At 63.8% G+C, this 24,691-nt stretch carries 21 protein-coding genes; 6 read left to right on the top strand and 15 right to left on the bottom strand.

Annotated elements, in window-relative coordinates; genetic code table 11:
• Positions 1 to 64: 64 nt before the first annotated feature.
• The 14 genes from hisA to KOM00_RS14920 all read right to left on the bottom strand — a co-directional run bounded on the left by hisA (position 65) and on the right by KOM00_RS14920 (position 13,266).
• A complete protein-coding gene (hisA, locus tag KOM00_RS14855; RefSeq protein WP_216499720.1) occupies positions 65 to 796 on the bottom strand; it encodes a 1-(5-phosphoribosyl)-5-[(5-phosphoribosylamino)methylideneamino]imidazole-4-carboxamide isomerase in 732 nt (243 codons plus the stop codon).
• A 181-nt stretch (positions 797 to 977) separates the two neighbouring features.
• Positions 978 to 1,601 (bottom strand): imidazole glycerol phosphate synthase subunit HisH, encoded by a 624-nt coding sequence (gene hisH, locus KOM00_RS14860; protein ID WP_216499721.1) that lies wholly within the window; start codon positions 1,599 to 1,601, stop codon positions 978 to 980.
• A gap of 326 nt (positions 1,602 to 1,927) precedes the next feature.
• Entirely contained in the window at positions 1,928 to 2,515 is a 588-nt protein-coding gene (hisB, locus tag KOM00_RS14865) for an imidazoleglycerol-phosphate dehydratase HisB (RefSeq protein ID WP_216499722.1), read from the bottom strand.
• A gap of 44 nt (positions 2,516 to 2,559) precedes the next feature.
• Positions 2,560 to 3,849 carry a histidinol dehydrogenase gene (gene hisD, locus KOM00_RS14870; RefSeq protein WP_216499723.1) on the bottom strand — a complete coding sequence of 430 codons (1,290 nt, stop codon included), beginning with the start codon at positions 3,847 to 3,849 and terminating at the stop codon, positions 2,560 to 2,562.
• A 56-nt stretch (positions 3,850 to 3,905) separates the two neighbouring features.
• Entirely contained in the window at positions 3,906 to 4,544 is a 639-nt protein-coding gene (gene hisG / locus KOM00_RS14875) for an ATP phosphoribosyltransferase (protein WP_183349265.1), read from the bottom strand.
• A gap of 143 nt (positions 4,545 to 4,687) precedes the next feature.
• A complete protein-coding gene (gene murA, locus KOM00_RS14880; protein WP_216499724.1) occupies positions 4,688 to 5,953 on the bottom strand; it encodes a UDP-N-acetylglucosamine 1-carboxyvinyltransferase in 1,266 nt (421 codons plus the stop codon).
• Between the two features lie 59 nt (positions 5,954 to 6,012).
• Positions 6,013 to 6,873 carry a peptide chain release factor N(5)-glutamine methyltransferase gene (gene prmC, locus KOM00_RS14885; RefSeq protein ID WP_216499725.1) on the bottom strand — a complete coding sequence of 287 codons (861 nt, stop codon included), beginning with the start codon at positions 6,871 to 6,873 and terminating at the stop codon, positions 6,013 to 6,015.
• A 63-nt stretch (positions 6,874 to 6,936) separates the two neighbouring features.
• The gene (gene prfA, locus KOM00_RS14890) at positions 6,937 to 8,010 is read right to left on the bottom strand and encodes a peptide chain release factor 1 (protein WP_216499805.1); all 1,074 of its coding nucleotides are present in this window, start codon (positions 8,008 to 8,010) and stop codon (positions 6,937 to 6,939) included.
• A 188-nt stretch (positions 8,011 to 8,198) separates the two neighbouring features.
• A complete protein-coding gene (locus KOM00_RS14895; protein ID WP_216499726.1) occupies positions 8,199 to 9,104 on the bottom strand; it encodes a DUF1385 domain-containing protein in 906 nt (301 codons plus the stop codon).
• Between the two features lie 93 nt (positions 9,105 to 9,197).
• Positions 9,198 to 9,887, bottom strand: coding sequence for an FAD-dependent thymidylate synthase (thyX, locus tag KOM00_RS14900; protein WP_216499727.1), 690 nt, complete (start codon positions 9,885 to 9,887; stop codon positions 9,198 to 9,200).
• A 109-nt stretch (positions 9,888 to 9,996) separates the two neighbouring features.
• A complete protein-coding gene (rpmE, locus tag KOM00_RS14905) occupies positions 9,997 to 10,200 on the bottom strand; it encodes a 50S ribosomal protein L31 (RefSeq protein ID WP_216499728.1) in 204 nt (67 codons plus the stop codon).
• Between the two features lie 99 nt (positions 10,201 to 10,299).
• The gene (gene rho / locus KOM00_RS14910) at positions 10,300 to 11,547 is read right to left on the bottom strand and encodes a transcription termination factor Rho (RefSeq protein WP_216499729.1); all 1,248 of its coding nucleotides are present in this window, start codon (positions 11,545 to 11,547) and stop codon (positions 10,300 to 10,302) included.
• 349 nt (positions 11,548 to 11,896) lie between these two features.
• The gene (locus KOM00_RS14915; protein WP_216499730.1) at positions 11,897 to 12,325 is read right to left on the bottom strand and encodes a peptide chain release factor family protein; all 429 of its coding nucleotides are present in this window, start codon (positions 12,323 to 12,325) and stop codon (positions 11,897 to 11,899) included.
• A gap of 230 nt (positions 12,326 to 12,555) precedes the next feature.
• Complete coding sequence (locus KOM00_RS14920; protein WP_216499731.1) at positions 12,556 to 13,266, bottom strand: cytidylate kinase-like family protein; 711 nt, start codon at positions 13,264 to 13,266, stop codon at positions 12,556 to 12,558.
• 149 nt (positions 13,267 to 13,415) lie between these two features.
• Between KOM00_RS14920 and KOM00_RS14925 the strand changes: the two genes are divergently transcribed.
• From KOM00_RS14925 to KOM00_RS14940, 4 genes are all read left to right on the top strand, one after another.
• Positions 13,416 to 14,285, top strand: coding sequence for an EamA family transporter (locus KOM00_RS14925; protein WP_236026990.1), 870 nt, complete (start codon positions 13,416 to 13,418; stop codon positions 14,283 to 14,285).
• 70 nt (positions 14,286 to 14,355) lie between these two features.
• The gene (locus KOM00_RS14930) at positions 14,356 to 15,273 is read left to right on the top strand and encodes a glycosyltransferase family 61 protein (protein ID WP_216499732.1); all 918 of its coding nucleotides are present in this window, start codon (positions 14,356 to 14,358) and stop codon (positions 15,271 to 15,273) included.
• Between the two features lie 258 nt (positions 15,274 to 15,531).
• On the top strand, positions 15,532 to 17,295 hold the full coding sequence (locus KOM00_RS14935; protein WP_216499733.1) for a tetratricopeptide repeat protein: 1,764 nt from the start codon (positions 15,532 to 15,534) through the stop codon (positions 17,293 to 17,295).
• 153 nt (positions 17,296 to 17,448) lie between these two features.
• Complete coding sequence (locus KOM00_RS14940) at positions 17,449 to 18,645, top strand: tetratricopeptide repeat protein (RefSeq protein ID WP_216499734.1); 1,197 nt, start codon at positions 17,449 to 17,451, stop codon at positions 18,643 to 18,645.
• Positions 18,646 to 18,795: 150 nt separating this feature from the next.
• Here the strand turns inward: KOM00_RS14940 and KOM00_RS14945 are convergent, their stop codons facing one another.
• A complete protein-coding gene (locus KOM00_RS14945) occupies positions 18,796 to 19,869 on the bottom strand; it encodes a Gfo/Idh/MocA family oxidoreductase (RefSeq protein ID WP_216499735.1) in 1,074 nt (357 codons plus the stop codon).
• A gap of 537 nt (positions 19,870 to 20,406) precedes the next feature.
• On the opposite strand from KOM00_RS14945, the gene KOM00_RS14950 reads away from it, so the two are divergent.
• Together KOM00_RS14950 and KOM00_RS14955 are read left to right on the top strand one after the other, a co-directional pair.
• A complete protein-coding gene (locus tag KOM00_RS14950; protein ID WP_216499736.1) occupies positions 20,407 to 21,708 on the top strand; it encodes a glycosyltransferase in 1,302 nt (433 codons plus the stop codon).
• Positions 21,705 to 24,644, top strand: coding sequence for a CmcI family methyltransferase (locus tag KOM00_RS14955; RefSeq protein ID WP_216499737.1), 2,940 nt, complete (start codon positions 21,705 to 21,707; stop codon positions 24,642 to 24,644). Before KOM00_RS14950 ends, KOM00_RS14955 begins: the two co-directional genes overlap by 4 nt.
• Positions 24,645 to 24,691 lie beyond the last annotated feature (47 nt).

The raw sequence follows: 24,691 nt of genomic DNA on the forward strand, positions 1-24,691 counted from the left end.
TCCCTTCCTTGCCTGTCGCTAACGATCTCGTTACAAGCAGACTTTACTTAACCTTAACCTCAACCTAAACCTGCTTCTTAGTCAGTGCGATGGCTTCGGCGAGGTTGATGGCGCCGGAATAGATCGCCTTGCCGGTGATGACGCCGGTGACGCCGGAGGACTCGATCGCCATCAGGTTCTCGATGTCCTTCAAGGAGGAGAGGCCGCCGGAGGCGATCACCGGGATGTTGATGGCTTCGGCCAGCGCCTTGGTCGCCTCGATGTTCGGTCCCTGCATCATGCCGTCACGGCTGATGTCGGTGTAGATGATGGCGGATACGCCGTCACCCTCGAACTGCCTGGCGAGCTCGGTGGCTGTGATGCCGGTCACCTCGGCCCACCCCTGGACCGCGACCATGCCGTTCTTGGCATCGATGCCGACCACGATCTTGCCGGGGAACTTGGCGCAGGCTTCCTTGACGAAGGCGGGGTTTCTTTGCGCGGCGGTGCCGATGATGACGCGGCCGATGCCCAGGGACAGGTAGGCCTCGATGGTGGCGATGTCGCGGATGCCGCCCCCCAACTGGGTCGGGATGGTGACGGATTTGACGATGGACTCGATGGCCGAGCGGTTCTTAGGCTCGCCTGCGAAGGCGCCGTCCAGGTCGACGATATGCAGGATCTCGCCCCCCTGGCGCTGCCACTCGGCCGCCTGCGCACCCGGGTCGTCGTTGAAAACCGTGTCCTTCTCCATGAGCCCCTGCTCCAGCCTGACGCAGCAGCCGTTCTTCAGATCTATTGCCGGAATAATGATCATTTCAATCCCTCATTACAAATTAAAAGTTCGCCCCTTGTGCACCCCTCTCCCCCCCGCGAGGGTGGATGAAGGCCGGGTGAGGGCGTTGCCACGGAGCGAAACTGTTGCAGCTTCCAGCGCCCTCACCCCCGCCCCTCTCCCGGAGGGCGAGGGGAGGCAAGCTCTTCGGCGGAACACGAAACTACTTCATCTGCGCGAAGTTCTTCAGCATGGCAAGCCCCTTGTCCTGGGACTTCTCCGGGTGGAACTGGGCCGCCACCACGTTGTCGCGCCAGATGGCGGCGCAGAAGTCGATGCCGTAGTTGGTGGTCGCCGCCACCACGCTCTCGTCATCAGGCTTCACGTAGTAGGAGTGCACGAAGTAGACGTTGGAGCCCTGCTCCACGCCCTGGAACAGCGGGGAGGGGCGCTTGATGTCGAGCTGGTTCCAGCCCATGTGCGGCACCTTCAGTTCCTCGCCCGCGTCCTGCATCCCTTCGGGGAAGCGGAGCACCTTGCCGGGGATGACGTCGAGTCCCTTGTGGAGGCCGAACTCTTGGCTCTCGGTGAAGAGGAGCTGCAGACCGAGGCAGATGCCGAGAAACGGCTTCCCTTCCTTGATCACCTTGAGGATCGGCTCGACGAAGCCCCCCTCCTCGAGGTTCCTGATGCAGTCGCGGAAGGCCCCGACACCCGGGAGCACGACGCGCTCGGCGTCCAGCAGCACCTTGGGATCGCTCGTGACGACCGCCTCGCAGCCGACCTTCTCGAACCCTTTCTGCACGGAGCGGAGGTTCCCCATGCCGTAATCAATTATCGCGATCATCTCTTTATCCTTCCGGCACACTGTGCGGTGCCTGTGACTTCATTGCAATTCTTCCGGAAGTGGCAAGGTTCAGAGCGATGCCACCGCCCTCATCCGCCCCTTCGGGGCACCTTCCCCCGGCGGGGGAAGGGATGGAAGCGCCTCGCTCGTAGGTATGGCCATAGGGTGGACCATTTACAAGGTAGTGGTCCGACTCCCCCTCGCCCTCCGGGAGAGGGCCGGGGTGAGGGCGGTGCCTTGCCCCCTCGCCCTCCGGGAGAGGGTCGGGGTGAGGGCGGTGCCTTGCCCCCTCGCCCTCCGGGAGAGGGTCGGGGTGAGGGCAGGCCTTACAGCTTCCCCTTCGTGGACATGACCCCTTCGATGCGGGAGTCCATTTGGGTGGCCATATCCAGGGCGCGGGCAGCGGCCTTGAAGCAGGCTTCCACGATATGGTGCACGTTGTCGCCATACATCACGTTCAGGTGGAGGTTCGCACCGCAGTGGTTGACGAAGCCCTGGAAGAACTCGCGCACCAGCTCGACGTCGAAGTCGCCGATCTTCACCTTGGGGAGTTGGACGTTGTAGACCAGGTAGGGACGACCGGAGAGGTCGGTGGCGACGCTGGCGAGAGTCTCATCCATCGGCACGGTGGCCTGGCCGTAGCGGCGGATGCCGCACTTGTCGCCCAGCGCCTCTTTGAACGCGGTGCCCAGGACGATGCCGATGTCCTCGACGGTGTGGTGGAAGTCGATGTCGATGTCGCCGTGCGCCTCGACCTTGAGGTTGAAGAGGCCGTGCCTGGCGAAAAGGTCCAGCATGTGGTCCAGGAAAGGAACGGAGGTGCAAATCTGCGCCTCGCCTTTACCGTCGATTTCGAGGGAGAGCTTGATCTGCGTCTCCTTGGTAATGCGTTCGATGTTTGCCGACCGGGCCATGCCGCCTCCTTGAATTAGATGATCAAGCCGCAATGAATTCCAAACTAGCTGTCCAGCCTGAAGCTGACCGACTTGCCGTGCGCCTCCAGCCCTTCCAGCGTCGCGATCCGGACGATGTCCGCACCAACCCGCTGCAGGCCGCCCTTGGTGAAGTAGATGAGGGAGCTTTTCTTGACGAAGTCGTCCACCGACAGCGGCGAGAAAAAGCGCGCCGTGCCGCCGGTCGGGAGCGTGTGGTTGGGGCCGGCCAGATAGTCGCCGGAGGCCTCCGGGGTGTAGTGCCCCATGAAGATCGCGCCGGCATTGGTGATGAGCGGCATGATCTCGAAGGGATTCTCCACGGCGAGTTCCAGGTGCTCCGGCGCAATGCGGTTGGAGAAGGCGATCGCCTCCTCAAGGTTGCCGGCCACGATGATTACGCCGAAGGACTCCCAGGACTTGCGGGCGATCGCCTCACGGGAAAGTTCCTTCAACTGGCGCTCCACCTCGGCCGCCACCTTCTCACCGAAAGCCCGGTCGGTGGTTATCAGCACCGAGGAGGCGAGTTCGTCATGCTCGGCCTGGGAGAGGAGATCGGCCGCGATGTGGGTGGGGTTGCCGCTGCCGTCGTTGATGACCAGGATCTCGCTCGGGCCGGCGATCATATCGATGCCGACCTGGCCGAAGACAAGTTTCTTGGCCGTGGCGACGTAGATGTTGCCCGGACCGGTGATCTTGTCGACCTTTGGGACGGTGGCGGTGCCGTAGGCGAGTGCCGCGACGGCCTGCGCGCCGCCGATCCTGAAGACGCGGTCCACGCCGGAAAGCTTGGCGGCCACCAGCACGTGGGCGTTGGTCTCGCCGCCCGGGGTCGGGACCACCATGACGATCTCGCCGACGCCGGCAACCTTGGCCGGAACGGCGTTCATGATGACGCTGGAGGGGTAGCAGGCCTTGCCGCCGGGGACGTAGATGCCGACCTTGGCGAGCGGAGTCACCTTCTGCCCCAGCATGATGTCGGCTTCCTCGGTGGAAAGCCAGGTCTGCTGCTTCTGCTTCTCGTGATAGCGCGCGACACGCTCGACGGCCAGCTTCAGTGCCGCGAGGTCCTTCTCGTCCACCTGGGCGAACGCCTTGGCGAACTCAGCCTCCGTTATCTCCAGGCCGGCCGCGTCGCACTCCACCCTGTCGAAACGGCGGGTGTATTCCAAAAGCGCCTCGTCGCCGCGCCTGCGCACGTCGGAGATGATGCCGAGCACCACCTCTTCTACCTCGCGACCGGACTCCTCGCCGCGCTCAACGATGGCATCGAACTTCGCCTGAAAATCTGCTTCCCTGATGTCGAGGAACTGCATCTTTAAACCTCGCTATTCATAACATTGAAACGGAAGGTGACTGGTCGCGGGACCGGTTAGATATGCTGCTCCAGCCCTTCGATGATCTTGGAGATGCGCTCGTGCTTGGTCTTCAGGCTCGCCCGGTTGACAATCAGGCGGCATGTGATCTCGGCGATCGTCTCGACCTCGACCAGGCCGTTTTGCTTCAGCGTCTCGCCGGTGGAGACCAGGTCGACGATGCGCTCGGAGAGGCCGACCAGCGGGGCGAGCTCGATGGAGCCGTAGAGCTTGATCAACTCGACCTGCACGCCCTTCGCCGCGAAATACTTCTCGGTCACGTTGGGGTACTTGGTGGCGATGCGGATGTTGTTCCAGGCGGCGGGGTCGTCCTTGCTGGAAAGCTCCACAGGTTCGGCGACCATCAGGCGGCAGTAGCCGAACTTCAGGTCGAGCGGCTCGTAGAGATCCTTCTCCGCCTCCATCAGGGTGTCCTTCCCGACGATGCCGAGGTCGGCGCAGCCGTACTCCACGTAGGTCGGGACGTCGGTGGCGCGCACGATCATGTAGCGCATCTTCTGCTCGTGGTTCTCGAAGACCAGCTTGCGGGTGTCGGAGAGGAGCTCTTCACAGTCGATGCCGATCTTCTTGAACAGGGCAACGGAGTCCTGCAGGATGCGGCCTTTGGGGATGGCGATGGTGACGTAGTCGGTCATTTTAAAAACTCCGTGGGAGTATGGCGTTTCTTATTTGTAATCCCCTGGTCCCCTCTCCCCCGGGAGAGGGTGCCCGAAGGGCGGGTGAGGGAGCTTACCCCGCCTCAGCGGGTGCATTTCCAGGTTCAGTTGCCCCGATGAACCTACGGCGCATCAACGTCCGGGACGCGGACGATGTCGGCGCCGAGACCGGCAAGCTTCTTCTCGATGTTCTCGTAGCCGCGGTCGAGGTGGTAGATCCTGGAGATCTCGCTGGTGTTGTCGGCGGCGAGGGCGGCGAGGATCAGAGAGGCGGAGGCCCTGAGGTCGGTGGCCATGACCGGCGCGCCGGAGAGCTTCTTGACCCCTTTCACGGTGGCGCTGTTCCCTTCGCAGATGATGTCCGCGCCGAAACGCAGCAGCTCAGAGACGTGCATGAAGCGGTTCTCGAAGATGTTCTCGGAGATCACGCTGGCGCCTTCGGCGATGCACATGAGGGCCATGAACTGCGCCTGCATGTCGGTCGGGAAGCCCGGGTAGGGACGGGTCTTGATGTTGACGTTGCGGATCTTCTTGGGGCCCTTGACGCGGACCACGTTGTCCTTGTTGATGATCTCCACGCCGGCGTCCTGCAGCTTGAAGGTCAGTGCGTCCAGGTGCTCCAGGCGCATGTTCTTGATCTTCACGTCGCCGCCGGTGATGGCCGAGGCGATCATGAAGGTGCCTGCCTCGATGCGGTCCGGCATGACGGCGTGCTCGGCGGCCGTCAACTGCTCGACGCCCTTGATCCTGATGGTGTCGGTACCGGCGCCCTCGATGTTGGCGCCCATCTTGGTCAGGATGTCGGCCAAGTCCACGATCTCCGGCTCGCGCGCGGCGTTCTCCAGGATGGTCTCACCCTGCGCGGTCGCCGCCGCCATCAGGAGCTGCTCGGTGCCGCCGACTGTGGAGATGTCGAAGTTGATGCGCGCGCCCTTGAGCTTCTTCGCCTTTGCCTCGACGTAGCCGTGCTCCAGGGTGATCTCGGCGCCCAGCGCGGCAAGCCCCTTCAGGTGCAGGTTGATGGGACGTGCGCCGATGGCGCAGCCGCCGGGGAGTGACACGCGGGCCTGGCCGAACCGGGCCAAAAGCGGGCCGAGCACCAGCACGGAGGCGCGCATGGTGCGCACCAGGTCGTAGGTGGCTTCCCAGCTGTTCAGGTCGGTGGTGTCGATCTTGACCACGTTGCCGCGGCCGTCGACCCTGGCGCCCAGTTTCTCGAGCACCTTGATGGTGGTGTTGATGTCCCTCAGGAAGGGGACGTTGCTGATGGTGTGGCACCCGGGTGCCAGGATGGTCGAGATGAATATGGGTAGGGCAGCGTTCTTCGACCCGCTAACGGTCACTTCTCCGGAGAGCTTGTTGCCACCTTTTATTACCAGTTTTTCCACTGTTACCTCTGTGTTCTTTTCTTTTGTTTTTCACCGCCTCGATGGCGGATGGAAATGGTTCAGGCTGCCAGCCTGCCGCCGACCACGCGCTCGATGCCTGCCGGATCGGTCTGGGTGAAGGTTTCCTCGACGAAACCGCCGCCCTTCAAAAGACGCAGCACCTGGGGCGCCTGTCCGGCGCCGACCTCGAAGATCAGCCAGCCGCCGGGGTTCAAATAGCAAGGCGCGTCGCCCACGATGCGCCGGTAGAAGTCGAGGCCGTCAGCCCCGCCATCGAGCGCGCCCATCGGTTCGAAACCGCGCACTTCGGCCTGCAATGTCGCCAGTTCGGAATTGGGGATGTAAGGCGGGTTGGATACTACCATGTCGAAGTGCCGTCCGGCAAACGGTTCGAACAGGGAGCCCTGGAAAAAATTCACGGTGGCCCCGTTGCGCTCGGCGTTGCCACGGGCCACCTCGAGCGCCTCGCCGGAGATGTCCACGCTGCAGACCTCGGCCTGCGGCAGTTCCTTGGCAAGGGAGATGGCCACGCAGCCGCTGCCGGTGCCGATGTCGAGGATGCTCTTCGCGGCGGCTCCGCGCTTGGCCGCCTCGGTCACCAGCACCTCGGTATCGTGGCGCGGGATCAGGACCGCCGGGGTGACGTGAAACTCGAGCCCCATGAATTCCTGGGTCCCCAGGATGTACTGCAGCGGCTCGCGTTTGCCGCGCCGCGCCACCATGGTGCGGTAGGCGGCCAACTCGGCGTCGGAAAGGGGTTTGTCGAAGTTGAGGTAGAGGCCGACCCGGTCCAGGGAGAGCGCCTCGCACAGCATCCACTCCGCCTCCAGGCGCGGGTTTTCCACGCCTTTCTCGGCAAGGTAGCCTTTGGTCCAATTGAGGACCTTGAGGACGTCCCATTTTTCGGGGGTGGTGGTCATGTCAAAATACCTGGACGCTGTGGACCCGAGGGCCGTGGTCCCCACGGCGGACGGGCCGCGGGATTACATCCCTTCGCTTTGGGCCTGCAGGGCTTCCATCTGGTAGTGGGCACGCAGGGAATCCGCGATCTCGGTGATGTCGCCGGCCATGATGGAATCGAGACGGTACAGGGTGAGCCCGATCCGGTGATCGGTCATGCGCCCCTGCGGGAAGTTGTAAGTCCTGATGCGCTCGCTGCGATCGCCGCTCCCCACCTGGCTCTTCCTGTCGGCGGCCATCTTCGCGTTCTGCTCCATCACGATGTTGTCCAGGATCCTGGACTTCAGGACCTTCATGGCCTTCGCGCGGTTCTTGATCTGGCTGCGCTCTTCCTGGCAGGCGACCACGGTCCCCGTGGGGAGGTGGGTGATCCTGACCGCGGAGTCGGTGGTGTTGACGTGCTGCCCCCCCGCGCCGGAGGAGCGGTACACGTCGATCTTCAGGTCGGCCGGGTTGATGTCGATGTCGACGTCCTCCGCCTCGGGCATGACGGCCACGGTGCAGGCGGAGGTGTGGATGCGCCCCTGCGCCTCGGTCTCGGGGACGCGCTGCACGCGGTGGGTGCCGGACTCGTACTTCAACTTCGCGAAGACGCCGTCGCCCTCGACCAGCGCGATGACCTCCTTGAAGCCCCCGCGCTCGGATTCGGAGGCGGAGATCACCTCGACCTTCCAGCGGTTGGTCTCTGCGAAGCGGCTGTACATGCGGAACAGGTCGCCGGCGAAGAGGGCGGACTCGTCGCCGCCGGTACCGGCGCGGATCTCGAGGACGACGCTCTTGTCGTCGTTGGGGTCCTTGGGCAGCAGCAGCACCTTGATCTCGGCCTCCAACTGCTCGCGGCGCTCCTCAAGGGATTCGAGCTCGGCCTGGGCCATCTCGCGCATCTCCTGGTCCGGCTCCTTCAGAAGTTCCTGGTTCCCCTCGATGTCGGAGAGCACCTTCTTGTACTCGCGGTAGGCCGCGATCAGCTCGGACAGACCCGAGTGCTCCTTGGAGAGCTTCCTGAACTCGACCTGGTTGGCCAGCACCTCCGGATCGGAAAGCAGCGATTCCAGCTCCCCGAAACGTACTTCAAGATCAGCGATTTTATCGAACATGGACATGCAAAACACCTCAGAAGGCCCGAGGGCCTGATTCAATCGAAAAGATTTGGCTCCACCGCAAGGCGGGCGAATGATTATTCGCCCCTACAGGTGCGGGAACCGCGTGTGCCCCCTCTCCCTCTCCCTCTCCCTCTCCCTCCGGGAGAGGGCTGGGGTGAGGGCGTTCCTACCCTGCGTCCCGGCTAAACCACCAGCCGGTCGTCCTTGAAGCCGTCGTTCAGCTCGAGGGCCACCTGCATGGACTTGATGGCCACCTCGATCTGGGAATCGTCCGGCTCGCGGGTGGTGAGCCGCTGCAGCGCGAGCCCCGGGGCGATCACCATTTTCACCAGCGCGTGGTTGTCGTGCTTCGCGGTCCACTTGAGGACCTCGTAGGAAAGCCCGGCGATCATCGGCAAGAGGATCACCCTGGAGCCCGCCTTGAAGTAGAAGGGCCACAGCTTCGGGATCAGCGAGAACACCACGATGCTCACCAGCATGACGATGAGCAGGAAGCTGGTGCCGCAACGCGGATGCAGGCAGCTGTACTTCCTGACGTTGTCGACGGTGAGCTCCTCGCCCGCCTCGAAGGTGAAGATCGACTTGTGCTCGGCGCCGTGGTACTGGAACACCCGCTGGATGTCCTTCATCCGCGAGATGCCGATGATGTAGATCAGGAACACCGCGACGCGGATCACGCCGTCAACCAGGTTGAAGACGATGTTGGAGTCGCCGATGATCGGGATCAGCAGCTTGGTCAGGTAGAGCGGCAGGATGAAGAAGAGCAGGATGCCAAAGCCAAAGGCCACGGCCATGGTCCCGGCGATGGCCCAGCTGTTGACCTCTTCCTTCTCCTCGTCCTCGGCGAGCGCCTCGTTGGCGGAGAAGTTGAGCGCCTTGATGCCGATGATGAGCGACGAGAAGAGCGCCACCGCCCCCCGGACGATCGGGAGCTTGGTGATGGGGAAACGCTCGGAAAGCGGGATCACCGTCTCGCTCTTGACCGAGATGTCGCCGTCGGGCCTTCTCACCGCGATGGCCATCGAGCGCGGGGCCCGCATCATGACGCCTTCCAGAACCGCCTGTCCGCCTATGTTTATCTTTGACACTTGTTACCTCGTGTGTTGAAGGCTGAAAGCTTTTCGTCCCCGCCCCCGCCTGCGGGCCGAGCCCCGGAGAGGGAGGGACAGGGAGGGGGATGGTTACATCTCCCGGAAATACTCGCGAACCTGCGCCATCTTGCCGCAGCACATGGCACCCTCGGGGCAGGGACCGGCAAGGCAGCCGGGGCCGGCCTTGTCGAAAACGGTCGGCGCCACCGGCTTCACCAGACGGAGCATCTCGATGGCCATGGCGCGGATCTCCCACTGGGCCCGCTCGCAGCAGCGGACGCCGAAAAAGTGCAGAAGCTCCCGCGCGTTCATGGTGATGATGATCTTGGTCTCGGTGGCGTTGGGGAGCAGGTAGCGCGCGTCCTCAGCCGGGACACCCGCCTCGACCAGGGCGGCGTAGGCCGCGTGCACGGCCGCCACCTGGGCCTCGAAAAGTGCCAGGTGCTCGGGGTTGTCCGCGATCGACTGCGGCGTCACGACCGCGAAGCGTTCCTTGTGGGAGACGTAGCGCTGGGACTGCTGGGAAAAGGAGGCGACCCGGTGCCGTACCAGCTGGTGGCTGGTGACGCGCGAGATCCCGTCCACGCCGAAGGTGAACGAAGCGTGCTCCAGCACCGACTGGTGCCCAAGCGACATGATCTTGTCCAGGAATTTTTTGACGTCAGCGCCGGAGAGCTTATCCTTGAGCGCCTCGATGTCGGCCGACGAATAGCAGAGCCGGGCGGCGAGGGCGATGGTCAACTCGGGCTCGGGGGTGTGCTGCAGAAGGGCAACCTTCATGAAGATCCTTCATATGCTGCGTTGTTTTGCAATCGGGCCATAGAAAACGAAACAAGGGGATTTCGCCATAGACAAAATCCCCTCCGAACGGATTCGCAAGCGCGAAAGCCTACTTCTCCAGGTTGTATCTCCTGCGGAAGCGCTCGACGCGGCCTGCGGTGTCGATGAGCTTCTGCTTGCCGGTGTAGAACGGGTGGCACTGCGAGCAGATCTCGGTGGAGATCTCCGCTTTGGTGGAACGGGTCTGGAACTGGTTACCGCACAGGCACTTTACGGTAATTTCTTCGTACTTGGGGTGGATCCCTTCTTTCATATCTTCCTCCTGGCGGGGCGCACCCCGTTATCTAACTTTGATGTTCTTGCCGGAAAGTAGTCATAAATAGCACCTTCACTGCAAGATTTCAACACTTTTTTACTTGCTCATGGAATCGAGGAAGGCCTGGTTGCACTTGGTCCCCTGCAGCTTGGAGATCAGGAACTCCATGGAATCCACCACGTTCATCGGGTGCAGCACCTTTCTGAGTATCCAGATGCGGTTCAAAGAGGCCTGCGGGATGAGGAGTTCTTCCTTCCTGGTGCCCGACTTGTTGATGTCGATGGCGGGGAAGGTCCTCTTCTCGACCAGCTTCCTGTCCAGGTGGAGCTCCATGTTGCCGGTGCCCTTGAACTCCTCGAAGATGACCTCGTCCATCTTGGAGCCGGTATCGACCAGGGCGGTGGCGATGATGGTGAGCGAGCCCCCTTCCTCGATGTTACGGGCGGCGCCGAAGAAGCGCTTGGGCTTGTGCAGGGCGTTGGAGTCGACACCACCGGAGAGGATCTTGCCGGAAGGCGGGATCACGGTGTTGTAGGCGCGGGCCAGGCGGGTGATGGAGTCGAGCAGGATGACGACGTCGCGCTTGTGCTCGACCAGGCGCTTGGCCTTCTCGATGACCATCTCGGCCACCTGGATGTGGCGCGAGGCCGGCTCGTCGAAGGTGGAGGAGATGACCTCGCCCTTCACCGAGCGCTGCATGTCGGTGACCTCTTCCGGGCGCTCGTCGATGAGAAGGACGATCAGGAACACCTCGGGGTGGTTCAGCGCGATGGAGTTCGCGATGTTCTGGATCAGCATGGTCTTGCCGGTACGCGGCGGCGCGACGATCAGGCCCCTCTGCCCCTTGCCGATCGGCGCAACAAGTTCCATGACGCGGCTCGACATGTTGTCCGGGGTGGTTTCGAGGATGAGCTTCTCTTCCGGGTAGAGCGGGGTCAGGTTGTCGAAGAGGATCTTGTCGCGGGCGACCTCGGGAGACTCGTGGTTGACGGTCTCGACCTTCAGGAGGGCGAAGTAGCGCTCGCCTTCCTTGGGCGGCCTGATCTGGCCGGCAACGGTGTCGCCGGTGTGCAGGTTGAAGCGGCGGATCTGGGAAGGCGACACGTAGATGTCGTCGGGACCCGGCAGGTAGTTGTAATCCGGTGCCCTCAGGAAGCCGAACCCGTCAGGCAGGGTCTCGAGAACCCCCTCGCCGAAGATCATGCCGTTCTTCTCGGTCTGGGCGTTGAGGATGGCGAAGATCAGGTCCTGCTTCCTGAGACTGGACGCCCCCTCGATGTTCAACGCCTTGGCAATGGCCGTGAGATCGTTGATTTTCTTTTCTTTAAGTTCCTGTAGGTTCATCTGTTCTCCTGATATGGCGCAAATATAGATCTAGCGGCAAATTGCCTGACTGGGAATGCGGGAATGTTTTCACCGAGGCGGCATGGGTAACATGCGAGGCGTGCCTGACGAGCGCTATCGTGTAAAGGATCTGTGAGTAAGTAACCTTGAGTTTATTCTTGAGGACCGGTTCGGTATGAGAAAAAATTCGGGGTATTTAAAGGTGTCTGCAAAAGGTCTTATTGAGGATAATGAGAATTTATACCCTTCCCCTCGTTACCTTGTCAACTTTATTTTTTCCACCCTTTATGGGGCGGACGGTGCCCGGGCTCAGGAGCCTCGGGGGGGGCCACAGCGGAGAACGGTCAAATTATTGGCTCTCATTCCGGACAGTTGACGCTTCAGACCCCGTTTCCGGTTCCTGCCCTGCATCCTTTGCAGCATCGGTGCCATATTTGGCCCCGCTGCGCCGTTTTCTGCGCGACTTCTGCCTTTTCAGCTTTTCCGCCGCCAATTCCTTCCTGGTCAGGCCTCCGCCGGCACCCTCGATCTTCTCCAGCAGCAGGCGGCGCGCCAGGAACCGGTTCAGCGACTGGCTGCGGGATTCCATGCATTTGACCTCGAGACCGCTTGGGAGGTGTTTCAGGTAGACGCAGGAGGAACTCTTGTTGACGTGCTGCCCGCCTCGCCCGGATGAATGCACGAAACGCTCCTCCAGGTCCTTCTCCGCGACCCCGAGCTGTTCCATCTTCGCCTTCAGCCAGCGGTTCTTCTCCTCGCTCACCGCGAAATCAGCCATCGCCCCCCCTTTCAGTGCAGAGCGACATGATAGCCTCGGGGAACGAGGAAGTCAAAGATGGCGGCCCGGCGGGAGCGACTGAACATGGCATTAATGTCACCGCACCTTTCCCTCTGGAGGCCGGGGGAGGGAGAGCCACAGGGCCGGACCCTCGATATTGCAGCGCCCTCACCCCACCCCTCTCCCAGCGGGAGAGGGAGATCGCAAGAGGGGGGGGGACACTGCAGGCCCTAGCGCCCCTGCGGCGGCATGACCACGTCCGCCATGATCTCCGCGATCCGCCCCGCGGAGAGGCGGGCGTTGTTGAAGACGAGGTGATACAAGGTCGGATCGGCGATTTCGCGCCCCAGGAAATCCTTCAGGAAGGCGTCACGCTGGTGCTGCTTCTGCATCACCATGTCCTGCGCCTGGTCGGCTGAGAGCCCGCAGCGGGCGGCGACCGACTTCACCTTGAAACTCATCGGCGCGATGATCCTGAAGTGGTAGCAGTTTCCGGTCTCCTGGGTCAGGATGGAAGCCCCCCTCCCCACCAGGATCACGTTCCCCTCGACTGCCAGCGCCACGATATGGCGACAGAGCAGCCGGTAGTAATCCTTGTCGCTTTTCCAGCGCGGCGAAAAGGTGGAGAGCATGTCGTCGAGGAAGCGGTTCTTGGTGCCGAGGTTGTGCAGGATCCCTTCGGAGAGGTTGTTGTCCTTGGTCACCGCGTCGAGCAGGGCCCGGTCCATGACCACCCAGGGCTTGCCGCAGCGCTTCTCCAGAATACCCTGCAGCCTTTCGGCCACCGGGTATCCCTCGCAGCCGAACTCCCTGGTCAGGGTCACCGTCGGGTTGGCCCGCTCCACCTCGGAGAAGCCGTGTTCGTGCAGGTTTCTCCGGCTTACCTCAATCAACCCGCGCAATCTTTGTTCAATCGATGGGATCAAAACGTTCTTGGCCATGATGCCCTCCTGAACAAGTTAACTGCCGAAGTCCGCTCCTTTAATTAGGCCCCCGTTTCCCAGTCCAGTCAACAGCACCACGTATTTTTTAAATTAGTTCTGCAAAGCAGGCGACTGCGTACCGGCGGTTTTCGGTTATCATTAGCGCCATGATGCCACTATGGTTCCCGCTCACACTCCTTTCCGCCTTCTTCCTCGCCACCAGCGACGCCACCACCAAGCGCGCGCTCACCGGCAGGAACGAGTACCTGGTCACTTGGCTGCGCATCGTCCCGACCCTGCCGCTTTTCCTGATCCCGCTCCTCTTCATCCCGGTCCCGAAACTTGGGGACGACTTCTACTTCTGCATTTTCACCGGGCTGCCGCTGGAGGCGGTCGCCATCATCCTCTACACCAAGGCCCTGAAGCTCTCGCCCCTGTCGCTCACCTTGCCGCTGCTCTCGCTCACCCCGCTGCTGCTCCTGGTAGTGCCGTACCTGCTTTTGGGAGAGAGGATCTCCGCCATGGGGGGCGCGGGGATCCTGCTCATCGCCCTGGGGGGGTACCTGCTCAATACCGGCCGCGGCGAAACGGGAATACTGGCTCCCCTCAGGGCGCTGGCCGGGGACAAGGGGGCCATGTGCATGCTCGGCGTCGCCGCCATCTACAGCGTCACCTCCACCCTGGGCAAGCGCGCCATCGCCGCCTCCTCCCCCCTCTTCTTCGCCGCGGTCTACCTGCCGCTGCTGGTGCTCGTCCTGACCCCGGTCGCCCTGTACAAGTCCCGCGGCGAGTTGGGGCCGGCGCTGCGTAACGGCACCGTTGAGGCCGCGTTACTCCCCGCCGTCTGCTACGCGCTCCAGGCCCTCACCCACGTCTACGCGGTGAACATGACCAACGTCGCCTACATGATCGCGGTTAAAAGGCTGAGCCTCCTTTTCGGCGTGCTCTACGGCCACTACCTGTTCAAGGAGAAGGGGGGCATCGTCTCCACGCTGATCATGCTGGCGGGGGTCTTCCTGATCGTCGCCGGCGGGTGACGCCGCTGCCGTTGCGGGAACGGATCTTGCTCCGGCAAACGGTTCAGAAGACGCATCGGAGGCTTTCGGCATGTACCAGATCTACAACGGCTGCAATTTCCCCCAGGGGCCGCTGCTGTTCAAGGACGTGTTCCTGTTCGGGGAGGAAGGAATCCCGCTCCAGGGAAACCGGGTCATCAACAGGTTCCTGAACTTCCGCGACGATCAACTCCTCATATGGCTGCTGCATCACGAAAGCCGCCCGCTGGTGGCGCTCGGCGGCGTGGTCCTTCCTCTGTTCGGCGACTGGAGCGACAACTTCTGGCATTGGTGCATGGAGATGCTCCCCATGGCGCTCAGCGCCCACGAGCAGGGCTTCAACGGCACCTACCTGGTCCCCCCTGTCCCCTTCGCCGCCGACTCCCTGCTGCTGCTGGGGATCAAGCCCGAGCAGATCAGGCGGGTGGAGGCGTGCGACTACCACCTGCAGTGCCTGTGTCTCTTCCCGCGGCAGACCGGCCACGACGAGGCCGGCACCCCGGCGAGGGGGCGCATCCGGGCCGCCTTCCGCTCCCTCTTCGCCACCGGGAAAAGCAGCGGCCGCCTCTACATCTCCCGCAACGGCGGATCACCGGAAAGCATGAGGAAGGTGGTGGACGAGGAGCGGCTGCTGGAGCTCTTGCAGCGCTTCGGCTTCACCATGCTGCGCCTGGAGGAGCTGTCCCTTTCCGAGCAGCTCTCCTGCACCTGCAACGCGGACGCCCTGCTCGGGCCGCACGGCGCCGGGATGATGCACTGCGCCTTCATGCCCGAGCGCTCCCTGGTGGTCGAGCTCTTCGCCCCCACCTACATAAACCCCTGCATCCTGCTCCCGTGCAGGCAACTCCGTCACAGGTATTTCCCGCTCACCAGCGCCTGCCACTACAACGGCTACCCGTACGGCTACGACATCGACCCGCACCTACCGACCCTCGAGATGACCCTGGAAAGGGAACTGTCGGATAATTGACCTTTACGCCCTCCGGCACCCTTTCAAAAACTTGACGGCATCGCGCCGCCCATCCCGCCCCTCTCCCCTTCCCGGGTGCGGATCCCCGGCAAGAGGCGCGGCCGGCGCCTCCTCGGGGAGGCCGCGGCGCCGCTGCGACCGGATACAACTCCTCTGGCATGCCAGTTGCTTCTTCCAACCCGATCGGCCTCGGATCCCCCCTCGGACCGTCGCGGGAGCGACCGAAGCCGTCACACCACCCGCACAATGGAGAATTCAATGAGCCAGATAGTTACCCGCCCCAGCGCCGGCCCGATCGCCGTCGTGGACAATGGACCGCTCGTCTCAGCCATCGTCGTCACCCGGAACCGGGAATCCCACCTCAGGGAGTGCCTGACCGGGCTGATGGAGCAGACCATCGCCGACCGGATGGAAGTGATCCTGGTGGACCGGGGTTCGGATGAGTGCGAATGGGCAGTGGCGGCGGACCTGCAGAGGCGCTACGGCAACATCTCTTTGCTGCGCGTTCCCGCCCCGGCGGCGGGCAAAGCGGTCAACATGGCCCTCAGGATGGCCGGGGGCAAGTACCTCACCATCGTGGACGCCACCGACCGCATGCGGCGCGACGCCTACCAGCAGCTGGTGGCGGCCCTGGAGGCGGCCCCCGCGGCGATGCTCGCTTACGGCGACACCTGTTTTACCGCGATCCCCCACGAAAGCTTCGCCAGTCACACCAGCTACGGCAAGGTGATCTGGCCGGACTATACGCCCCAGCAACTCGGCCAGCTCTCCGAGGTGGCCCCGCACCCGCTCTGGCGCAGGGAGCTGCACGACAGCATCGGCTTTCTCCCGGAAGGTTACCCGAACCACGGGATGCGCGAGTTCCTGCTCAGGGCGGCGGAGCGTTTCCGCCTCCTGCACCTCCAGGAATTCACCGGGCTGAAACTGATCGACTCCACCGCGCAGGCCGCCCAGGCCCAGCCGCAGCAGGCCGCGCCGGCGCAGGAGCCGGTCGCAGTAGAGGCGGTCCCGGTACGACAACCGGCTCCGGTCGCCACCCCGGCCCCGCTCCCCACGCCCGAAGAGGCGTATGCGGCGCTTGCCCCCCTACTCTCCGGCGACGACGCGCAAGAAGCGGCGGCAGCCTTGCGGGGGCACCTGCTGCGCTACCCGCAGCACGCCGTGGCGCACAACGATCTCGCCGCCGTCAGCTACCGGCTGGGCGACGGCAGCCGCGCCCTCGAGGAATACCGCGAGGCGGTGCGCCTGGACCCGGACGAGGAGGTCTACCGCAAGAACCTGGCCGACCTCCTCTACGTGGAATTCGGGCAGGTGGACGAGGCCATCGGCATCTACCTGAAGCTCCTGGAAAAGAACCCGCGCGAGGTGGAGACCCTGCTGAACCTCGGCATCATCTGCAAGGGAGTGGGCCAGCCCGGCGAGGCCGAGACCTTCTTCCAGAGGGCCTTGGAGATCGAGCCCTGGAACCAGGCGGTGCGCGAGCAGCTCTCGCAACTGAGGCAGGACCAGGAACCCGCTGCCGCCGCGGTGACGCCCGCGGAGGCGGAAGAGGACGAGACGGCCGAGGAGCGCTACCAAAGGTCGCAGGAGCTGGTGCAGCAGGGGGATCTGGCCGGGGCCGAAGCGGAGCTTTCCGCGATCCTCGCCCTCTACCCCGACTTCGCCCCGGCGCATAACGACCTGGCGGTGCTCGCCTACGACAAGGGAGACAAGGATGCCGCCCGCACCCACTACGAGAAGGCGGCACAACTCGCCCCGGGCAACAGCACCTTCCAGAAGAACCTCGCCGACTTCTACTTCGTGGAAGGTTACGACGTGGACGGCGCCATCAACATCTACCTCGACCAACTGAGAAAAGAGCCCAAGAACATCGAGACGCTGATGAGCCTCGGCAAGATCTGCACCATCCTGGACCGCCCGCAGGAGGCCGAGACCTTCTACGGCAAGGTGATCCACCTGGAGCCCTGGAACCGCGACGCCCGCGAGTGCCTCGACACCCTGAAGCAGGCGGCGAACTCGTAACCTGCGGCCGCCAGCCCCGAACCGACGACGACGCCCGGGCGACCTGAAGGTGCAACCGGGCGTTGTCGTTGGCAATTTCGTTTTTCACTAAAGTTTCCGGCGCAGGATGCCGATACGACAGGCGGCTAATGAGCATCTAGCGCGGAGGATGTTATGGCAACCCAGAAGACGGCCTGGGACTACCTGGGCGACATGTTCGACACCCTGACCTCTCAGGACACCATGAAGGCGCAGGCGGCGACCAGCGCCATGGCCACCGGCGCCGGGTTCTTCCAGAAGAAGGACTACACCCGCGCGGCGAGCGAGTTCAAGCGCGCCATCTCGCTGGACCCGACCAACTCCCAGTCGTACAACTACCTGGCCAACGCCTACCTGGCCCAGAAGAAGTACGACGACGCCATCAAGACCTACAGGACCTCCCTCACCATCGACCCGACCCAGGATTCGGTGCACACCAACCTGGGGAACATCTACCTGCAGCAGAAGAAGTACAACCTCGCCGAGAAGGAGTTCAAGGACGCCGCCCGCCTCAACCCCTCGGACACCCTGGCGCCCTACACGCTGGGACAGCTCTACCTGCAGACCGGCCGGCTGCCCGAGGCGGAGGCCCAGTTCAAGAAGGTCTCCAAGATGGCTCCCACCGACCCCAACCCCTACTACAGCCTCGGGGCCACCTACAACAAGGAGGGGAACTACGCCGAGGCGGTGAAGCAGCTGACCAAGGCGGTCAAACTCCGCCCCAAGATGGAGGCGGCGCACTTCGAACTGGGGGTCGCCTACGCCGCGCTGGGCGACAGCACCAACGCGCAGAAGGAAGTGGACACCCTGACCAGGCTCAATTCCGCCCAGGGTGCGCTGCTGCAAGCGACCATCGCCCAGCCCAAGTTCGTGGCCGCCGGCGGCGGCGAAACCGACACCTTCACTCCGGCCTTACAGGCCGGCACGGACCTCGGCAGCCTTCTCGGCGTCGATCCCAACACCAAGCTCAACATCCAGGCCAAGGAGTTCAGCCTCACCTTCTACTTCGATTCCGCCATGGATGCCACCTCGGTACAGGACACCAGCAACTGGACCATCGCCAAGGCAACCGGCGGCGCGGCGGGATACTACAACAACCTCCTACCGGTGCTCCCCACCGAGGCGTACATACCGCAGAACCCCACCAGCGTGGTGTACGACCCGGAAAAGCAGGCCGCCACCGTCACCTTCACGCTGAGCCAGAACTCCACCAACAATGCCACCATCGACCCGGCCCACATGGTCTTCAAGTTCACCGGGACCGACGCCCGCGGCAAGATCATGGACCCGACGGCGGACGAGTATGCCGGCGCGTCGGACACCCCCTTCTAGCCCGACCCGGCCTCTACCAATTGAGGCAACAATTGAGGCAATAAACAAACCGCTGCAAAACGACGACTGCCGCCCCTCCTTTACCGGGAGAGGCGGCAGTTTTGTTTCAGGGGCGCCCCGCCGCTTGCGGGTCGCGGGGGCAGTTGCAGCTCAATCCGCCCCCTCCGCCTTCTTGAGCGACTGCGCCTCCCCCTGCTTCTGCTTGAGACGCTCCTTGAGCTTGAGCTGCAGCAGGCTCGGGCGTTGCCTCTCCTTGGCCGACGCGACGATGGCGCCGTAGCGGGCGAGGAAGGGGTGGCCGTGGCTCGGCGTTGCCGGGGCGGGCCGGGCCTCGCGCAGGTTATAGACCAGGTCGATGGCCGGGCGCACGGCGTCCAGGCCGAAACCCTCTCCGGCCAGGATGTTGCGGTAGACCTCGGTGTGCAGGTCGGTGAACCCTTCCGAGAACTCGAAAGCCTCACCGTTCAGGGTCAGCGAACGGTAGGTCGTCTTCCCCGCCCGGAGCGCCTCCTCCGGCAGGTCCTCGCGCCCCACCGACAGGAACCAGCGCACCCGCGCGTTTTCCAGCTCCAGGAACCCCGCCATGCGGCGCGGGTCGGAGAGGTGCACCTCCTGCCGCTGCACCGGCCCGAAGATCCACATGAGCATGTCGAAGAAGTGCACCCCTATGTTGGTGGCGACCCCCCCGGACTTGCTGACGTCCCCCTTCCAGGAGGTGAAGTACCAGTTCCCCCTGGAGGTGATGTAGGTGAGTTCCAGGTCCAGCTTCGACCCCTTGGGGGCGCTCCTCACCTTCTCGCGCAGCGCGACGATGGCGGGGTGCACCCTGAGCTGCAGGATGTTGTGCACCCTCCGCCCGCTCTCCTGTTCGAATTCCTTGAGGGCGTCGACGTTCCAGGGGGTCAGCACCAGTGGTTTCTCGCAGATGGCATCGGCGCCGATGCGCAGGGCGAAGCGGATATGGGAGTCGTGCAGGTAGTTGGGGGAGCAGATGCTGACGTAGTGGATGCGCTCCTCCTCGCCGAGGCGGCGCAGCTTCTCCGCGTGGCGGTCGAAGCGCTCGAATTCTGTGAAGAAGGCCACGTCGAAGGAGTAGCTGTCCAGGATCCCCACGGAATCTGACTTGTCCACCGCGGCCACCAGTCGGTTGTCCGTGTCGCGGATGGCTTTCATGTGGCGCGGCGCGATGTAGCCGCCGGCGCCGATCAGCGCGAAGTTTTTCATGCTCGTCCTTTCCTTTTCATGATGTCGGCCAGCCCGGACGACGCGTCGCCGCAACGCGTCTTTCCATCGCAGGGCTGCTCGGGCCGGAGGCTCCGCCCCCTCTGCCTACTTGCAACCTCCACGCCAGCGGCTCCCGCGCCCCCCCGAGGATCTCGCCCCCCGCCGGGGCGTCTTCGTTTTTCCATGGGATACCGGCCGCTTGCCGCATCCCCCGGGAAACCCGGAAGGAAAGGCTCAGGCCGGCTCACACGCCCCGCTCCCCCCTCCCCTTGCCGCCGTGGCGCCGCCGTTCAATTTTTTGACCCGCCCGGGTTCCCGCCGCGCGTCAAAGTTGCGGCTCCCCGTAACCAGGGGGGGCAAGGGGTGGCCGCACCCCCCGGAGCGCGCCCGGCGCGGCCTGCGGGAGGGGTAAATCCTCCCCGCACGGGGGCGGGAGCGGGGGAGGCGGGGTTGGCTCCATAATTGCAGCAAGAGGGAGCCGACGGCGCGGCATCAGGCGTCCGGACCGGCTCTACCGTAGCGGAAAGGGGTTCATCGATGAGGATAATGATTGGAGTCACCGAGATCGGCGGCAACATACCCGTGGTCGCCGGCGCCCTGCGCCAGTTGGGGCACCAGGTGACCACCGTGGTGAGGCAGAAGAACAGCTGGTGGCCCATCGAGTACGACGTCGACTTCAGCGGCCGGGACATGACCATCGAGGACGTACTCGACATCGGCTACCTGGTGGGGACCCACGACGTCTTCATCTTCCAGTGGGCCCGAACCAGCCTGCTCCCCAACCACGCCGACTACCCTTTCATAAAGAAGGCGGGCAAGAAGATCATCTCCTGCTTCGTGGGAAGCGACGTGAGGGATACCGGGGCCTACAAGCAGTGGTATGTCGACGGGCGCCGGTTCCTGGAAAAGCTCCCCTTCCCGGAGGATCCCGTGGTCAACCCGCTCTTCTCCATGAGGATGGCGGAACTGCACAGCGAGATCATCCTCTCCCAGCCCAACCAGTCGGTGCTCGGGGTGCGCCCCTACCACCACTTTTTCCTCCCCATGGAACTCTCCCTGTACCGCCAGCACATCCCGGCGCGGGAGGTGCCGGTGGTGGTGCACGCCCCTTCCAAGAGCTGGCTCAAGGGGACCGACGTCATCATGGCCGCCCTGGAAACCCTCAAACAGCAGGGGGTGCGCTACGAGCTCCGCTTCCTGGAGGGACTCCCCAACGACGTGGTGATCAAGGAGCTGATAAACGCCGACGTCCTGATCGACGAGCTGTACTTCCCGCTGCACGGCAAGCTGAGCCTGGAAGGGCTCGCCTGCGGCTGCGCGGTGGTGAACGGGGACCGGGAGGACTACGAGCCCTTCCCGGCGGAGCGCCCCTTCTGGTACGTGAATCCGGACAACATCGTGGAGCGGCTACGCCAGCTCCTGACCGACCGGGACCTGAGGATCAGGCTGGCCCTTGAGGGTGGGCCGTACATGAAGATGCACCACGACCACGTGCGGGTCATGCAGCGGGTCATGGACAAGCTGGAGCAGGGGGAAAACTGCCGCTGCGACCACTACCCGACCTTTTTCACCGGCGGGTACCGGCTCCCGGACGGGGAAGCGATCCCGGCCGAGCTGGTGGGGGCCACCACCCAGCTGGTGCGCAGATGGGGACTCCCCGAGGGGGTGAACCTTGCGGAGACGGTGGCGCGCGGGCTGCTCTCCCCGGACATCCTGAAAAATGAGCAGGCCGTACCCCGCTGGAGCCGCACCCAGAGCGGAGGTCATATTTTTGACAAGACATCCCCGGTCGAGCTTGATCTGCAGCCGGAGCACCTGAGGGAAGCGAGACAGATATGAAGTTTCTGCAAATCCTGACCTTCTACCCCGTCTACCTCAACCACTTCTACAACAGCCGGCCGGGGCTCGCCCAGCAGCCGTACGAAATCCAGCTCGAGGCCCTCTTCCAGGACGGCTTCGGCGCCTCTCACGTCTTCGCCCCCTACCTCAAGGGGGCCGGCTATGACAGCCGGATGCTGATCGTCAACTGCGAGCCGCTGCAAAGGCAGTGGCTGGCCGAGCAGGGCGAGCTTGCCATGGCGCAGCGCCCTGACCTCACCGTCCACGAGGTCGCGGCGAAGCAGGTTGAGGCCTTCCGCCCCGACATCTTCTACACGAGCGATCCCATCCTCTTCGACAGCGGCTTCGTGAGGGCCCTCTCCTACCGCCCCGCCATGGTGTTCGGCTGGCGCGCCTCCAGCGTGCCGGAGGAGACGGACTGGTCGGAGTTCGACCTCATCATCTCCAACTTCGAGTTTTCCCTGGAACTGGCAAAAAAACGAGGGGCGCGCGCTACCCGGTTCTTCATGCCCGGCTTCCCTCCCCACGTGGCGAAGGTGGTGGCGGCCGAGGAGAAGCGCTACGACGTGGTCTTCACCGGGCAGGTCTCCGAGGCCCATCACCGCCGCCGGGCGGTCCTGAACGAGCTCTGCGCCGCCGCCGGGCGGGGGAACTTCTCCCTGGACTGTTTCATCCCGGAGCCCCTCGAAGGGTTCGCGCCGGGGATCGTCCAGCACAACCATGGAGCCGTCTGGGGGATGGACATGTTCCGCACCCTGCGCCGGGGAAGGATCGCTCTCAACGTGCAGTGCGACATGGGGAGCGAGCAGGCCGGCAACATGCGGCTTTTCGAGGCGGCGGGGAGCGGATCCTTTCTCCTCACCGACTACCAGGCCAACATCAGCCGCTACTTCGAGCCGGGGCGGGAGCTGGAGACCTACGCGAGCCCGGGAGAGCTGGCGGAGAAGGTCCGGTACTACCTGGAACATCCCGAGGCACGCGAGGAGATCGCCCGGCGGGGTCAGCAGCGCTGCCTGGCCGAGTACGCCATGGACAAGCTGGCCTTCAAGATGGACGAGCTCATCAAGGAGACCCTGGCCGCCAAAGGGACCCCCGTTCCCTGCCCCCCATGCGGGAAAGCGCCTCCCGCCGCGCAAACCGGCGAGATCACGGGAAACGCGATTGCCGCAACAATCACTGAAAAAGGAAACGAAACCATGACACAGGGAACCGCACAGCAGTCGGTCGAGGAAAAAGTCAGCAGCTTCATCAAGGAATCCGTGGAGCACCTCCAGGCGGGACGGGCCATCAAGGCGATGCGGCTGGCCGAACAGGCCCTCGGCTTCGGGCTCTACGTGCCGGGGCTCCACTACCTGTACGCGGTATCCCTTGACCAGGTCGGCCGCCACGAGGAGGCCCTCGAGGAGCTCCAGAGCGAGCTGGCGAGAAATCCGGGGCACAAGGAAGCCGCCGCCATGGCCGCCCATCTCACCCCCCTGCTGGTCAAGCCGCCGCGCCCGGAGATCCCCACCGAGCAGCGCGGGTACCAGACCTCGCTCCCCCGTGAGACCCTGCTGGAGATCCAGAACACCAGCCACAACTACAGCTACCGCGGCATCCCGATGATCAAGAACCCGTTCGACTTCGCCATCTACCCGATCCTGATCTGGGACAAGAAGCCGCGTACCATCATCGAGATCGGCTCCAAGGACGGCGGAAGCGCCCTCTGGCTGGGAGACATGCTCGACAACTTCGGGATCGACGGCCACGTCTACTCCCTCGATATCGTGGGGGTCAAAAAGGTGAGCCATCCCCGGGTGACCTTCGTGGAGGGGGACGGACGCGACCTGGCGGAGAGCTTCTCCCCCGAATTCATACTGACCCTCCCGCGTCCGCTCCTCGTGATCGAGGACGCCGACCACTCCTACGAGACGAGCAGCCACGTCCTTTCCTTCTTCCACCGCTACCTGGCCGAGGGGGAGACCATCATCATCGAGGACGGCATCATCTCCGATCTCGGCATGGACCCCACCTACAGCTCCGGCCCCCATCGGGCGATCAAGGAGTTTTTGGGGCTTCACGGCGGGGACTACCAGATGGAGGGGCGCTACTGCGACTTCTTCGGCTACAACCTCACCTGGTGCACCAACGGGTTCCTGAAGAGGACCACCCCCAACCGGGAGGTAGCCGACGCACACCGCAGCGGGAGCCTGGTCTACCCCACCCCCCGCACCGTTCCTTATCCGGAAAACCACCTGCTGGACAAGGGGCTCATCCGTGAGTTCATGGAAGACGACCCGGCGCCCAAGGGGATCCAGAGCCAGATGTCGGCCAACGAGCGTTTCCAGCTTTACTACGCGCTGAGAAAGGAGCTCGCCCCGCAGGGCCCGCTGCTCCGTTTCGTGGAGATCGGCTCCTACAGCGGTGCGTCGCTCGTGCTGATCCACCAGGCCCTCTCCCGGCTGGGGATCCAGTTCCAGGGGATCTGCGTCGAGCCGGGGGGAACCGAGCAGTTCCACGAGGTGGTGAAGAAGCTAAACGGCAGCGTGATCCACTTTCCGCTCTTCTCCCACCAGGCCGCCGAACGGCTCTCGGTCATGCTGGAGCCGGGGCGGCTCCCGGAGTTCATGTTCATCGACGGCGACCATTCCTACCAGGGGGTGAAGCAGGACATCCTCGATTACTTCCCGCTCCTCGCCCCGGGGGGAATCATGCTGTTCCACGACTACCTCCCTGCCATGGACGACGCCAACCGCGCCGCCATCCTGAGCCACCACGGCAACAACGAGCCGGGGATCCGCCAGGCGGTGGAGGAGCTCATGGTGGAGACCTACCGCTGCCAGCCGATCGAGCTGCCGCTGCTCTACCCGACCGACCCGACCCAGACCCAGCCGCAGCTCCCGATCATACCGGGGGTGTTCTCCACGGTGCGCGCCTACCGCAAACCCCGGCAGTAGCCGCACCCGCCCCGGGGGGCGGCGCCGCCAGCCGCCCCAGCCGCCAC

This window comes from Geomonas diazotrophica, assembly GCF_018919385.1.
In the GTDB taxonomy this organism is placed as follows: Bacteria; Desulfobacterota; Desulfuromonadia; order Geobacterales; family Geobacteraceae; genus Geomonas; species Geomonas diazotrophica.